The 14,697-nt window shown below is 62.2% G+C and carries 9 protein-coding genes, 2 tRNA genes and 1 rRNA gene; 7 read left to right on the top strand and 5 right to left on the bottom strand.

Going from position 1 to position 14,697, the window contains the following annotated elements; genetic code table 11:
- Window positions 1-65: 65 nt before the first annotated feature.
- The 4 genes from I6F35_RS08180 to I6F35_RS08165 all read right to left on the bottom strand — a co-directional run bounded on the left by I6F35_RS08180 (window position 66) and on the right by I6F35_RS08165 (window position 2,685).
- Window positions 66-141, bottom strand: a tRNA-Ala gene (locus I6F35_RS08180).
- A gap of 33 nt (window positions 142-174) precedes the next feature.
- Window positions 175-251 (bottom strand) — tRNA-Ile (locus I6F35_RS08175).
- Window positions 252-480: 229 nt separating this feature from the next.
- A 16S ribosomal RNA gene (locus I6F35_RS08170) occupies window positions 481-1,969 on the bottom strand.
- Between the two features lie 455 nt (window positions 1,970-2,424).
- A complete protein-coding gene (locus I6F35_RS08165; protein ID WP_225117136.1) occupies window positions 2,425-2,685 on the bottom strand; it encodes a hypothetical protein in 261 nt (86 codons plus the stop codon).
- A gap of 133 nt (window positions 2,686-2,818) precedes the next feature.
- On the opposite strand from I6F35_RS08165, the gene I6F35_RS08160 reads away from it, so the two are divergent.
- The 4 genes from I6F35_RS08160 (at window position 2,819) to I6F35_RS08145 (ending at window position 7,457) form a co-directional block, all read left to right on the top strand.
- Window positions 2,819-4,882, top strand: a complete 2,064-nt coding sequence (locus tag I6F35_RS08160) for a M23 family metallopeptidase (RefSeq protein ID WP_225117135.1) — start codon at window positions 2,819-2,821, stop codon at window positions 4,880-4,882.
- Between the two features lie 162 nt (window positions 4,883-5,044).
- Window positions 5,045-6,673 carry an SMP-30/gluconolactonase/LRE family protein gene (locus I6F35_RS08155; protein ID WP_225117134.1) on the top strand — a complete coding sequence of 543 codons (1,629 nt, stop codon included), beginning with the start codon at window positions 5,045-5,047 and terminating at the stop codon, window positions 6,671-6,673.
- Window positions 6,674-6,764: 91 nt separating this feature from the next.
- On the top strand, window positions 6,765-7,124 hold the full coding sequence (locus I6F35_RS08150; RefSeq protein WP_225117133.1) for an SPW repeat protein: 360 nt from the start codon (window positions 6,765-6,767) through the stop codon (window positions 7,122-7,124).
- Between the two features lie 78 nt (window positions 7,125-7,202).
- Entirely contained in the window at window positions 7,203-7,457 is a 255-nt protein-coding gene (locus I6F35_RS08145; protein WP_225117132.1) for a hypothetical protein, read from the top strand.
- Between the two features lie 70 nt (window positions 7,458-7,527).
- On the opposite strand, the gene clpB is transcribed toward I6F35_RS08145, so the two are convergent.
- The gene (gene clpB / locus I6F35_RS08140) at window positions 7,528-10,167 is read right to left on the bottom strand and encodes an ATP-dependent chaperone ClpB (protein ID WP_225117131.1); all 2,640 of its coding nucleotides are present in this window, start codon (window positions 10,165-10,167) and stop codon (window positions 7,528-7,530) included.
- A gap of 227 nt (window positions 10,168-10,394) precedes the next feature.
- Between clpB and I6F35_RS08135 the strand changes: the two genes are divergently transcribed.
- From I6F35_RS08135 to I6F35_RS08125, 3 genes are all read left to right on the top strand, one after another.
- Window positions 10,395-11,180 (top strand): MOSC domain-containing protein, encoded by a 786-nt coding sequence (locus I6F35_RS08135; RefSeq protein WP_225117201.1) that lies wholly within the window; start codon window positions 10,395-10,397, stop codon window positions 11,178-11,180.
- 1,214 nt (window positions 11,181-12,394) lie between these two features.
- Window positions 12,395-13,156: an autotransporter outer membrane beta-barrel domain-containing protein gene (locus tag I6F35_RS08130; protein ID WP_225117130.1), complete on the top strand. Its 762-nt coding sequence runs from the start codon at window positions 12,395-12,397 to the stop codon at window positions 13,154-13,156.
- Between the two features lie 920 nt (window positions 13,157-14,076).
- Window positions 14,077-14,679: a hypothetical protein gene (locus tag I6F35_RS08125; protein WP_225117129.1), complete on the top strand. Its 603-nt coding sequence runs from the start codon at window positions 14,077-14,079 to the stop codon at window positions 14,677-14,679.
- Window positions 14,680-14,697: the final 18 nt, after the last annotated feature.

The following is a 14,697-nucleotide window of genomic DNA, read 5'->3' as shown; positions in this document are numbered from 1 at the left end:
TCGACGCGGCAGCCTTCGCGTTGGTCGGCTTGCCGAGCCGTAGCTGGCGATCCGCCAGCGAAGGCTGGTGGAGCCAGACGGGATCGAACCGACGACCTCATGCTTGCAAAGCACGCGCTCTCCCAGCTGAGCTATGGCCCCGTAACCAGAAGACGAATGCTCGCTCGATCAAAGTGGTGGGCCTGGGAAGACTTGAACTTCCGACCTCACGCTTATCAAGCGCGCGCTCTAACCAACTGAGCTACAAGCCCCTAACGCTCATCCAACAACGGATTAGGAGCAGGCTTGCGCGCAACCGACGCAAGCGCCGATGCACCGCACAGCGCTAAGCCCCTGGCGCGTGTTCGTCCGCGAAGAAAGAGAAACGAAGACGGCGAGGTCCCGCCAATGGAGCTCAAGCGATCTGGCGATCGATTGGCCCCGAGATGTTTCTAAAACGATCCGATAGCGAGCGTGAGCTCTCTGAAGGATCATCCTTAGAAAGGAGGTGATCCAGCCGCAGGTTCCCCTACGGCTACCTTGTTACGACTTCACCCCAGTCGCTGACCCTACCGTGGCCGGCTGCCCCCTTTCGGTTAGCGCACCGTCTTCAGGTAAAACCAACTCCCATGGTGTGACGGGCGGTGTGTACAAGGCCCGGGAACGTATTCACCGTGGCGTGCTGATCCACGATTACTAGCGATTCCAACTTCATGGGCTCGAGTTGCAGAGCCCAATCCGAACTGAGACGGCTTTTTGAGATTTGCTAGGACTTGCGTCTTCGCTTCCCATTGTCACCGCCATTGTAGCACGTGTGTAGCCCAGCCCGTAAGGGCCATGAGGACTTGACGTCATCCCCACCTTCCTCGCGGCTTATCACCGGCAGTCTCCTTAGAGTGCTCAACTAAATGGTAGCAACTAAGGACGGGGGTTGCGCTCGTTGCGGGACTTAACCCAACATCTCACGACACGAGCTGACGACAGCCATGCAGCACCTGTCTCCGGTCCAGCCGAACTGAAGAACTCCGTCTCTGGAGTCCGCGACCGGGATGTCAAGGGCTGGTAAGGTTCTGCGCGTTGCGTCGAATTAAACCACATGCTCCACCGCTTGTGCGGGCCCCCGTCAATTCCTTTGAGTTTTAATCTTGCGACCGTACTCCCCAGGCGGAATGCTTAAAGCGTTAGCTGCGCCACTAGTGAGTAAACCCACTAACGGCTGGCATTCATCGTTTACGGCGTGGACTACCAGGGTATCTAATCCTGTTTGCTCCCCACGCTTTCGTGCCTCAGCGTCAGTACCGGGCCAGTGAGCCGCCTTCGCCACTGGTGTTCTTGCGAATATCTACGAATTTCACCTCTACACTCGCAGTTCCACTCACCTCTCCCGGACTCAAGATCTTCAGTATCAAAGGCAGTTCTGGAGTTGAGCTCCAGGATTTCACCCCTGACTTAAAGACCCGCCTACGCACCCTTTACGCCCAGTGATTCCGAGCAACGCTAGCCCCCTTCGTATTACCGCGGCTGCTGGCACGAAGTTAGCCGGGGCTTATTCTTGCGGTACCGTCATTATCTTCCCGCACAAAAGAGCTTTACAACCCTAGGGCCTTCATCACTCACGCGGCATGGCTGGATCAGGCTTGCGCCCATTGTCCAATATTCCCCACTGCTGCCTCCCGTAGGAGTTTGGGCCGTGTCTCAGTCCCAATGTGGCTGATCATCCTCTCAGACCAGCTACTGATCGTCGCCTTGGTGAGCCATTACCTCACCAACTAGCTAATCAGACGCGGGCCGATCTTTCGGCGATAAATCTTTCCCCGTAAGGGCTTATCCGGTATTAGCCCAAGTTTCCCTGGGTTGTTCCGAACCAAAAGGTACGTTCCCACGCGTTACTCACCCGTCTGCCGCTGACGTATTGCTACGCCCGCTCGACTTGCATGTGTTAAGCCTGCCGCCAGCGTTCGCTCTGAGCCAGGATCAAACTCTCAAGTTGGACTTGAAACTTTGAGCCGGCTGATCACAACGTTTGACGAGGTCCACACCGAAATCGCACAGCGATTCACATCGCTGGCGACCTGACCTCAATGAAGAGGCCATGGTGTAACCTTATTCAAAACGTGTACCGCCGAAGTCTTTCGTCCGGTCTCGATCAGAAAAGCCGAAGCTCTTCAGAAGCGAGACCCGCAAGGACTCCGCCGTCCACGTTTCTCTTTCTTCATCTTTACTTGTCAAACAGCCCGAGATCCGAGGACCTCACACCCTTAGGAGGGTTCCGACCTCTTCACTCGACGGCAAATCCCCAACCGATTTAACTCGGCTGTTGAGTCACTCATCAAAGTGAGGAGCATCAAGGGCGCGAAAGCTTGCCTTGGCCTCCGGGGCCAATGCAGCGCCGCGCTCAGTGGCCGCCTTATAGGCCGGCCCAATCCGGCTTGTCAACGGCCATTGTCAACAAATCGTCGCATCAGGTGCAGAATTTTCTCCGGCGCAGAAGTCCTCGATTTTTCGGGACTTTACGCCGTACTTGAGCCACAATCCTGCGACGTTCTGACGATTAGATATGCAATGAATCGCCGGATGCCAGTGGGGGCTGCCGGCGGTTTCTACCAAGGGACTGACGATTTCTGATGAACCCGTCGTCAGTTCCGTGCGGCCGAGCAACATCGAGAGATTTACACATCGCTGACGTTCGAGATTGTGGTTGGCCACCGGCCTTCGATAATTCGCGAATGTTGCTGCATGTGGCGCGCCGTACTGCCGGATTGCCCTGCTAGGGCGAATACGGGCGGAAGAGAGTGCGGAAGTCTCGTCGTATGTTGATGGAACTTGGGGGGACACAGGCTTGAGCCAACGGGCGTCACGCGGGAGCGGCTTTGGACGCGAGACCGGGATGATCGATCTCGGTCACGAGCCGCCGCTTTCGGTCGATGGCTCGGAGGCTGCGGTGATCGACCGCCGCCGTGTTTCCGTGCAGTGGTTCAGCGGCACCATCCTCACCGGCCTGTGCGGCGCGGCCTTGATCGGCGGCGCCGTTTTTGCGTCCCTCGACGGCGAGATGACCTTCGCCAAGCTCCCGGAGCGGGTCGAGGGCGCGCTGCGCGGTGCGATCAGCGCCAACGACCGTGGCGCCACCCTGCACAAGAGCGACCGCCTGCCACCGCCGTCGGAGGCAAGCGCCTCGCGCAACGTGGTGCGGGTATCGACGGTGACCCGCGTCGGCAACCGCGATGTGATGCGGGTGCGGCCGTATGTTCGCATCTCCGGCAACCTGTCGATGACGACAAGCGATCTTTCGGCCAAGATCCCGCCGTTCAACGCCCAGCGCATGCTGAGCGATGTCGGCACCAATCAGCCCGCGGCGGCCGACGATCCGAACAATCCCGAAGCCGTGGAGCCGGACGCCGAGGTCTCCTTCGTCACCAAGGACCTGGCACAGGTGCTGCCGAAGGCGAAGATCGCCTCGGTGGTGGCGCTCGACGAGATCCTGATGCGGGTGCGTGACGCCGCCAACTGGCGCGGCAACAACGGCGGTGTCCGCTACACGCTGGCCAACGCCACCGCCGACGTCGGCGGCGCCCAGCCCGACCTCAAGCTGGCCTATGCCACCGAAGGCAACGTTTCCGATCCCTATGCCGGCTTCGAGACCCGCGTGGTGCCAGAAAACGTCACGCTGCTCCCCAAGACCAAGGAGCAGGTCACGGGCGGCAATCCGACCGGCGAGCGGGTGCATATCGTCAAGAAGGGCGACACGGTCGCCTCGGTGCTCCGCGACATGGGCGCGACAGCCGACGAGGCCAAGGCGATCGCCGCCACGCTCGGCGCCCGCGGCCGCGATGGCGGCCTGAAGGAAGGCCAGAAACTGCGCATCCTGACGGCGCCGGCAAATCCGGCGCCGGGAGCGCGGCTGCAGCCCTATCGCGTGATCGTCGCCAACGACACCCAGGTCGAAGCAGTCGCGGCGCTGTCGGACATCGGCAAATATGTCGCCGTCGACGTGCAAAGCATGAACACCGTGTCCGAGACCGCTGACAACAGCGAGGATGACGACGAGGATGATGGCAGCGGCGTACGGCTCTATCAGAGCATCTACGAGACCGCGCTGCGCAACAAGGTGCCGCAGAACGTCATCGAGGACATGGTCCGCATCTATTCCTATGACGTCGACTTCCAGCGCAAGGTACAGCCCGGCGACTCCTTCGACGTCTTCTACGCCGGCGAGGACGAAGGCGTCACGAGCACCGAAAAGACCGAGGTGCTGTACGCGGCGCTCACGGTCGGCGGCGAGACCAAGAAATACTACCGGTTCCAGACGCCAGACGATTCGGTGGTCGACTATTACGACGAGACCGGCAAGAGCGCGAAGAAGTTCCTGGTGCGCAAACCCGTCAACAACGCGATCATGCGCTCCGGCTTTGGCGGCCGCCGTCATCCGATCCTCGGCTACGTCAAGATGCATACCGGCGTCGACTGGGCGGCCCCCTACGGCACGCCGATTTTCGCTTCGGGCAACGGCCTGGTCGAAAAGGTCGGCTGGGAGGGCGGCTACGGCAAGTATGTCCGCATCAAGCACAACAACGGCTACGAGACCGCCTACGGTCACATGTCCGCCTTCGCCAAGGGCATGGAGGCCGGCAAGCGCGTGCGCCAGGGCCAGGTAATCGGCTTCATCGGGTCGACCGGCATGTCGACCGGCGCCCACGTCCACTACGAAATCCTGGTCAACGGCCGTTTCGTCGACCCGATGCGCGTGAAGCTGCCGCGCGGGCGCTCGCTCGATGGCCCGATGCTGGCAAACTTCGAGAAGGAGCGCGACCGGATCGATGCCCAGATGAACAGCCGCGGCAGCTCCCGCGTCGTCTCCGACGCCACCGGCTCGACCGGATCGCGCCCCGTCAGCAACCGCTGATCTCCTCGGCAAATCCCAAGCGTCCGAGCGTCGGCCTTCCGCTGTGTGCCGTTCTTTGAGGCGGCAGCATTACGGCGCTAACCGGCTTTCATTTGCCAAACCGCCGGGCCGGACGAATACTCCCGCCACAAGAAACAAAACGACATCGGGAGGAGTCACGTCATGACGAGAGGATCTGCGCTCTGTGCGGCTGTTGCGGCGACATTTCTGTGCACCACCGGTGGCGGGGCTTCCGCGCAGAGCCATGAGGTTACGAAACTCGTCCCCGGCTCGGCATTTCACGGGGTTCATGGTCTCGGCATCGACAAGAGCGGAAGACTGTTCGCCGGCAGCGTCGCCGGCGCTGCGCTCTACGAAGTCGACCGCGTGAACGGCACGGCCAAGATCGCGGTCCCCTCCCCCGAGGGCATGGCCGACGACATCGCTTTCGCACCCGACGGCACCATGGCCTGGACCGGCTTCCTCACCGGAGATCTCTACGCACGCAAGGGCGACGGGCCGGTCAGGAAGCTCGCCTCCGGGCTGCCCGGCATCAACTCGCTCGCCTTCCGCAAGGACGGCCGGCTCTATGCGACGCAGGTCTTCCTGGGGGACGCGCTCTATGAGATCGACGTCGAAGGCATAGAGCCGCCGCGCAAGATCATGGAGAAGATGGGCGGCCTCAACGGCTTCGAGTTCGGGCCGGATGACCGGCTGTACGGGCCGCTCTGGTTCAAGGGCCAGGTCGCCAGGGTCGATGTCGACAAAGCCGAGCTGTCGGTCGTGGCCGACGGCTTCAAGGTGCCAGCGGCGGTCAACTTCGATTCGAAGGGCAACCTGTTCGTGGTCGACACCGCGCTCGGCCAGCTCGTGCGCATCGACCCGAAGAGCGGTGCCAAGAAGCTGGTCGCGCAGCTGAAGCCGTCCCTGGACAATCTCGCGATCGATGACAAGGACCGGATCTTCGTCTCCAACATGGCCGACAACGGCATCCAGGAGGTCGATCCGGAGACCGGCTCGGCGCGGCAGGTGATCATCGGGAAGCTCGCCTTGCCCGGCGGCCTCGCCGTCGTCTCCGACGGCGGCAAGGATACGATCTATCTCGCCGATGTTTTCGCCTACCGCACCATCGACGGCGCAACCGGTGAAGTATCCGAGTCCGCCCGCATGCATGCCGACGGCGTGACCCTGGACTATCCGATGAGCGCCACGGCGAAGGGCGACCATGTGATCCTGTCGAGCTGGTTCACCGGAACGGTACAGGTGATCGACCGCAAGACCGGCAAGACCATCGAGATGCTGCACGAGTTCAAGGCGCCGCATGACGCGGTCAGGCTCGACGACGGCAGCCTCCTGGTCAACGAGCTCGGCAGCAAATCGCTGCTGCGCGTCAGCGGCGAGCATGGCAAGGACCGCACGACGGTCATCGGCGACCTCGCCGGTCCGGTGGGGCTCGCCGCCGGCCCCGCCGGCAGCGTCTATCTCACCGAGGCCTTCGCCGGCCAGGTATCGAAGGTCGGCGCCAATGGCGAGAAGACCGTGATCGCCAAGGACCTGAAGGGACCGGAAGGGATTGCGCTCACCCCCGACGGCAGGCTGGTGGTGGCCGAGGTCGGCGCCCGGCGGATCATCCAGATCGATCCGCAGCAGGGCAGCATCACCGAGATCGCGGCCAATCTGCCGATCGGCCTTCCCGCGGCCCCCGGTGGATTGCCCAGCAATATCCCGACCGGGGTGGGGGTCGGAGCGTCCGGGACGATCTACTTCTCCTCCGACGTCGAGAACGCGGTCTACAAAGTCACCCGGAAATAGCTCCCAGCGCGCAAATTTGCCGCGGCCGTGGAACCGGGAAGGCGTCAGCTCGGTTTCATGGGTACGCGAAAAACCTCCAATGGAGGGTGTCATGGAGAATTGGACGAACGCGAAACTGTGCGACGTCGCAAATCTGGTCCTTGGCGCGATCCTGTTGCTGTCGCCCTGGCTGTTCGGCTTCGAAGCCGGAACCGTCTCCACCAACGCCTACATCACCGGCATCGTCATCGCGATCCTTGCGATCGCGGCGCTGGCGGCATTCGCGGTGTGGGAGGAGTGGCTGAACCTGATCGTCGGATTGTGGGCCCTGGTGTCGCCTTGGATATTGGGCTTCCAGGGAACCACCGCGATGACGGTCCATGTGGTGATCGGCGCGGCGGTGGCAATCCTGGCTGCGATCGAGCTCTGGATGATGTCGCAGAATCCGCCGCGGCTGACCACGAACCGCTGATCGAGGGTTGTCTTGTTTCGGTCCCCGCCTGCCATGACGGCGGGCGGAGGCCTTGTTTCGCGTAGAGGGATAGTGAGCATGAGGCGCATCACGCGGGAAGACGTCGTCAAGGCCGTCGGCCAGATCGACGACGTTACCATCGCCAAGGTCATCGCAACCGGCGCCACCGTCGACGAGCTGGCGGAGGCGCAAGCCTGGCTCGCCAATGACGAGCCGCTGATGAACGCCGGCAAGCCGCTCGCGACCGGCCGCGCCCGCGAGCTCGTGGATATTCTTTCCGAACTCGAGCCGAGCGACGACGACGATGTCGGGCCGGCAGTGACGCAGGAATGAATCTCTCAAACTCCAAACTGAAGCCCCCCTCCGCAGAGCCGCGGAGGGGCCTTCGAGCCGTTCCCTGAACTCAGTTCAGCTTGCGCTTCGGCACCGGCGTCTCGAACTGGGCGATCTCGGCGGTCTGCGCCACCTTGCCGTTGAAGGTCAGGACGTTACCCTCGGTCGAGATCTTGACGTGGTCGCCGTCCTTGACGTCGCCGGCCAGGATCATCTCGGCGAGCGGATCCTGCAGGCTGCGCTGGATCACCCGCTTCAGCGGCCGGGCGCCGTAAGCCGGATCCCAGCCTTTCGCCGCCAGCCAGTCGCGCGCCGCTTCATCGAGCGTGAGTGTGATCTTGCGGTCCTCCAACAGTTTCTGCAGCCGCGCGAACTGGATCTCGACGATCCGGCCCATCTCGCTCTTCTGCAGCCGATGGAACAGGATGATCTCGTCGACGCGGTTGAGGAATTCGGGGCGGAAATGCGCCCGCACCGTCGCCATCACCTGCTCGCGCACCGCGCCCGTGTCCTCGCCTTCCGGCTGGTTCACCAGGAATTCCGAACCGAGGTTCGAGGTCATGATGATCAGCGTATTGCGGAAGTCGACCGTGCGGCCCTGACCGTCAGTCAGGCGGCCATCGTCGAGCACCTGCAAGAGCACGTTGAAGACGTCGGGATGCGCCTTCTCGATCTCGTCGAACAGCACCACCTGATAGGGCCGCCGCCGCACCGCTTCGGTCAGCGCACCGCCCTCGTCATAACCGACATAGCCCGGAGGCGCGCCGATCAGCCGCGAGACCGAGTGCTTCTCCATGTATTCGGACATGTCGAGGCGGACCATCGCGGTCTCGTCGTTGAACAGGTACTCCGCCAGCGCCTTGGTCAGCTCGGTCTTGCCGACGCCCGTCGGGCCTAAGAACATGAACGAGCCCATCGGCCGGTTCGGATCCTGCAGTCCGGCGCGGGAACGGCGCACGGCGGTCGCCACCGCACGCACGGCCTCGGCTTGGCCGACGACCCGCTTGCCAAGAGAATCCTCCATCTTCAGGAGCTTCTCCTTCTCGCCTTCCAGCATCCGGTCGACCGGAACGCCAGTCCAGCGGGAGACCACCTGCGCGATGTGGTTGGCGGTGACCGCCTCCTCCATCGTCGCGCCCTGGTTCTCGCTGGCCTCGATGTCGGCGAGCTGCTTCTCCAGCGCCGGGATCTTGCCATAGGCAAGTTCGCCGGCACGCTGGAATTCGCCGCGGCGCTGGGCGTTGGCCAGTTCGACACGCAACGCGTCGAGCTCGGCCTTCAGCTTTTGCGCGTTGGAGAGCTTGTTCTTCTCCGCGCTCCAGCGCGCCGTCAGCGCGTTCGATTTCTCCTCGAGATCGGCGAGTTCCTTTTCCAGCGTCTGCAGCCGGGCCTTCGAGCCGAGATCGGTTTCCTTCTTCAGCGCTTCCTGCTCGATCTTGAGACGGATGATCTCGCGGTCCAGCGTATCAAGCTCTTCCGGCTTGGAATCGACCTGCATCTTCAGCCGCGCCGCCGCCTCGTCCATCAGGTCGATGGCCTTGTCGGGGAGGAAGCGGTCGGTGATGTAGCGGTTGGACAGGGTCGCGGCCGCCACAAGCGCGGAATCGGCGATCCGCACGCCGTGGTGCTGCTCGTATTTGTCCTTCAGCCCGCGCAGGATCGAGATGGTGTCCTCGACCGAGGGCTCGCTGACAAAGATCGGCTGGAAGCGGCGGGCGAGCGCGGCATCCTTCTCGACATGCTTCTGGTACTCATCGAGCGTGGTCGCGCCGATGCAGTGCAGCTCGCCGCGAGCGAGCGCCGGCTTCAACAGGTTGGAGGCGTCCATGGCGCCGTCGGCCTTGCCGGCGCCGATCAGCGTGTGCATCTCGTCGATGAACAGGATGAAGGTTCCCTCGGTCGAGGTCACCTCCTGCAGCACGGCCTTCAGCCGCTCCTCGAACTCGCCGCGGTACTTCGCACCCGCGATCAGCGCGCCGAGGTCGAGCGATAGCAGCTTCTTGTCCTTCAGGCTCTCCGGCACGTCACCATTGACGATGCGCAGCGCCAGGCCCTCGACGATCGCGGTCTTGCCGACGCCGGGCTCACCGATCAGGACGGGGTTGTTCTTGGTGCGGCGGGACAGCACTTGAATTGTACGGCGGATCTCCTCGTCGCGGCCGATCACCGGATCGAGCTTGCCGTCGCGCGCGGCCTGGGTCAGGTCGCGGGCATATTTCTTCAGCGCGTCATAGGCGTTCTCGGCGGTGGCGCTGTCGGCCGTACGGCCCTTGCGCAACGACTCGATCGCGGCATTGAGATTCTGCGGGGTGACGCCGCCCTTGCTCAGGATCGAGCCGGCCTCGCTGTTCTTCTCGAGCGCCAGTCCGAGCAGAAGCCGCTCGACGGTGACGAAGCTGTCGCCGGCCTTGTCGGCAGCCTTTTCGGCCGCATCGAACGCCCGCGCCAGTTCGGGTGAAAGGTAGACCTGTCCCGCCCCGCTGCCCGACACTTTGGGCAGCTTGTTGAGCGCATCCTCGGTTGCCTTGAGGATGGCGCGGGAATTGCCGCCGGCGCGGTCGATCAGACCGCCGGCAAGGCCTTCGCTGTCGTCCAGCAGCACTTTCAACAGATGCAGCGGCGAGAACTGCTGGTGCCCCTCGCGCACGGCAAGCGACTGCGCAGACTGGATGAAGCCGCGCGCCCGCTCGGTGTATTTTTCAATATTCATCGTTCGCTTTCCCTCGGCCTGCCCTCCCAGCCCCGTAGGCACTGTGGAGAGCATCTTCATTGGGTTCTAGTCCGGCCGTGTTGACGTCGGTCAACCCCGGCCGGTGGTCGTCGCCCTCGTACAGGCTTGATGCAAATGTGGGCATTGGGTTCCGAAACGGAAGAGCTTTCCGCAATGATTTCGCCAGCGTGAGTGGCCCGATCGCCAAGAATCTCCTAAAAGGCCTGATGTCCTCCGCTTCATCTGCACAGATCGCCGGTATCTACCGCTATCCCGTCAAGGGCCTCACTCCGGAACCGCTGCCGCGGACCGAACTCAAGGCCGGCCAGACCCTGCTGTCGGACCGCCGCTACGCCATCGAGAACGGCCCGAGCGGCTTCGATCCCGATCAGCCCAAATGGCTGCCCAAGCCGCATTTCCTCATGCTGCAGCGGGACCAGTGGCTGGTGCCGCTGCGCGCCCAGTTCGACGACGCGAGCCACGTCCTGACCCTGCGCAAGGACGGCGAGATCGTCGCCCAGGGCGACCTTGAGACCGCAGAGGGGCGCGCTGCGATCGAGCGCTATTTCACGATCCACCATGCCGGCGAGATCAAGGGGCCGCCGAAAGTGCTGACCAGCCCCGGCCACAGCTTTTCCGACGTCGCCCGCAAGGTGGTCTCGATCATCAACCTCAACAGCCTGCGTGCGATCGAGGACATGGTCGGGCGGCCGGTGCATCCATTGCGCTTCCGCGCCAACCTCTATGTCGAGGGCTGGCCGGCCTGGCACGAATTCGAGCTGCTCGACCAGACCATCGCCATCGGCAACGCGCGCGCCAAGGTGGTCAAGCGCATCACCCGCTGCGCCGCCGTCAATGTCGATCCCGACACCGGCGCGCGCGACCTCACCATCCCCAACACCCTGATGCAGCGTCTCGGCCACAACGAATGCGGCGTCTACGCCGAGGTGATCGCGGATGGCGCTGTAGCGATAGGAGATGCGATCGCGGCGGAGCAGCCGGAGCTGTTGTAGGCCGAAGCCGTCGCAGGATGGGTAGAGCGCAGCGAAACCCATCGGGACGAAGCAAGCCGCGCGAAGGATGGGTTTCGCTGCGCTCTGCCCATCCTACGACTCCGTTTCAATTTTCAAACAGCCTGTCCGCTGTCATCGTCCGGCTTGACCGGACGATTCAGTATTCCAAAGGCGCCTGACGTAAGCCGAAAGGCTGCCGGGTACTGGATGCCCCGCCTTCGCGGGGCATGACGGTGGAGTTGGGGATGTGAGTTCGCGTTCTCGCGGCGCGTTGCGTCCGAGGTCTGCGTCTCGTTTCACCCTCATCGAAGTGAGGGCGCAGGGAAAGCCGGGTGCCGGTTGCACCCGTGGGCCCCGTGCAACAAAAAGCACGGGGGTAGGACCACAGGTCAACCGGAGCAACACCGGCTTTCCCTGCGCGATGGTTTACGGCTTACTTCGTGCTCTTCTCGGTGACCGGGCTTTCTTGCCACCGTCGCCTCTTGCGTAAACTTCTTCGCGCAAAAGACTTAGCGCCAGCGTCGGGGCGCCAGAACCACACGACTTCGCCGTCCGCTAATAGCTGCGTTCGTCGTTCGCAGCACCCGCGTCCACCGCATCTCACCGCAACGTTCGTGACGATCGCGAGCCGCCCCTCTCTTGGGTGAGACGCGCGGAGTCATAATGCTGATTTGCCCGACGGGTTAAGCGATTTATTTTTGGGTGAGGGTCTCGACAGACTTTTGGTGATTTGCCCGTCGGGTCAATTTGTCACAGCCGAAATGGCCCCATCGTCGTTGCGAGCGGAGCGAAGCAATCGATAACGCGCCGAGCCGACGGCTACTTGGGTGATCATGTCGTGCCACCGAGGAGCGGCAGCAGAGTCCCTCGCAATCGGCCCATTAGCTTTGCTCCGACAAGCGGATGAGCCACGCTCCGTTGGTCAACTTTTCCCGAGAACGACGCGCCGCTTGATCTGCAGCAGTCAGCTTGAGTGATTTCAGAGCGCTCGCATCAGGCGGCTATTTTGGCACGAACCGCATAGTCCAGCGTGTGCGGGTTGGACAGGACGCTTGCCATTTCTTCCTGAAACAAAAAACGAGTGTTGCAGTTCTGGCACGCGCTTCGCGCGTCAAATCATTTATGCTTCGAAGTGGAATTGGAATGGAGACACAACCGCCGCAACAAGTTCATCGGCCGTCCGATCCCAGGCGAGGCCGAAGAGGGGGAACGATATGAAAAAGTTTTTGCTGGGCACTGTTGGTTTGATTGCACTCGGCCTGTCCGCTCCGGCGCTGGCCGCTGATATGCCTGTGAAGGCGCCGCCACCGGCCCCGCTTCCGGTGATTTACAACTGGAGCGGCTTCTACATCGGCGCCAACGGCGGCTGGGGCCAGAGCCGCAATTGCTGGGACTTCGTCGACGCTTTCGGCGGAGTGTTCAGTGACGGGTGCCGCGACCGGTCCGGAGGTCTGGTCGGCGGTCAGATCGGGTATCGCTGGCAGTGGGGCGGTGGCTGGGTCTTCGGCCTGGAGGCCCAGGGAGATTGGGCCGATATCGAGAACACCCGTGCCAGCGTCATCAACCCGCTGTTCTCGACCCGCGTGGAGACGGATGGCATCGGCCTTTTCACGGGCCAGATCGGTTATGCTTGGAACACGGTGCTGCTGTATGTCAAAGGTGGCGCGGCGGTGACGAGCAACCGCTTCAGCATACTCGACACGTTCAGCGGCTTTGAATTTGCCTCGGCGAGTTCGACCCGCTGGGGTGGCGTCGTGGGGGTCGGCTTCGAATACGGCTTCGCGCCGAACTGGTCGGTCGGCGTCGAGTACGATCACCTGTTCATGGGCGACTCGAACAATTCGTTCTCGGTGGGCAACCCCATCATTGCCGATGCACTCAATCGCGTCAGCCAGGACGTGGACATGATCACGTTGCGCGTCAATTACCGCTTCAACTGGGGGACCTACGCTCCACCGGTTGCTGCCCGTTACTGATCGACTGTTGATCTCCAGCCGACTTTAAGCCCCGGCATTTTCCGGGGCTTTTTGTTGGACCGGCCCACGGATTGCCGTGCGACGGCGATGGAGGTGGCCGATGAGTGCGCTTAAACGCCAAACCCGCAACTGTTTTTTTCGCGCCGCTGCTCTAGCGCGATATCAATGGGTTCAACCAAAGCGGCAACCTCTGCCACGGCGAGTTGCAGGCTGCTGCGACCGGCGCGGCGCGTTCCCTGATCTTTTGGGAAGCGTCCGGCTCCAGCGGGTGCGGACCTTGATCTATCTCAAGACCTAGCCCGACCATCCTTGTGGAGTGGGAGCGTTGGTATCTTCCATCAAGGGAGGAGCGCAATGATCCGAATGATTGCTGTTGCAGGCTTCGCCTTATCGGTTGCAACATCGGCGCAAGCCATGACACCTGCGCCGCTTCCCCAACTGGACGACATGATCACCCAAGTGGCTGTCGGCTGCGGTCCGGGCAGGACGCGCGTCAACGGTGTATGCGTAGCCAGGACCACCATTCGCCAGACGCGCCGGGCCGTTCGCCGGTGTGTGCGCTGGCGTGGCGGCGCTTGCGTCCTGTACCGGTGAATACCACCGAACTAACCTTCGGATCACCGCCGCAGGCCAGTGACCTTGATCGGTGGAACGATACGGCGGTCGCGTACACAGCATGGGACCGGGCCAAAGCCGCGTGCTTCAGAAATGCCTGCGGACAAGGCGCTCCCAGCAATGGGTTGATATCGGGAGACGAGAATGAAAACGGCCGCGCTGGCAGTTCCAATTCGCAACTGCTGCGCTCTGCCAATGAGCAACAGAACTGGGACAGATTCATTGGGTTTATGATTGTGGAGAGATGAGTGATTAGAACGCTACTCACCCTCTCGGCTATTTTCCTATCGGCGGAGTGCGTGGGCATGGAAATTTCGCGCGCTTCGGGTTGCACCGGGGATGTCTTGCGGCTGCGCGGTGACATCGTGGAAGGCGACTACGTGCGATTTAGATCCTATTTCAGTGCTCAGCGAAAAATTACCGGCATCGATCTCAGCTCGAAAGGCGGAAACCTCTATGAAGGATTCCGGATCGCAATCTTCACGCGTCAGAAGGGGCTGACGACGTACGTTTCCGGAGAGTGCGACTCGGCATGTGCGTTCATTTTCCTCGCGAGCAGGAAGCGCTATATATCGGAACGCGCAACGATCGGAGTCCACTCGGTGGCAAACAGTCATGGCGGAGAAGATAGCAAAACGATCCGCGACACCATTTACCTGGCCAGGTTATCGGCGAAGCTTGGCATTCCGCTCTCGACGATTGGGAGAATGGTGGCGACCCCAGCGGGAAAAATCTCCTTCCTGAGTGAGGGCGATCTTTCGGCTCTGAAGGTGGTCGTTCGCGACCCCTTTGAGGACAGAGTGGGAGAAAAGAGCTCGCCACAAGACTGCAGCAGCAACCAAACAACAGCAGCTTCAGATCTAGAACAGTCGGCGTCGGAGGCGGCCAGTTCGGTGGCAGCGGATTAGTGAAGGTGGGTCACGCAG

Source organism: Bradyrhizobium sp. BRP22 (assembly GCF_020194175.1).
In the GTDB taxonomy this organism is placed as follows: domain Bacteria; phylum Pseudomonadota; class Alphaproteobacteria; order Rhizobiales; family Xanthobacteraceae; genus Bradyrhizobium.
This window is presented reverse-complemented; position numbering and strand designations above follow the sequence as displayed.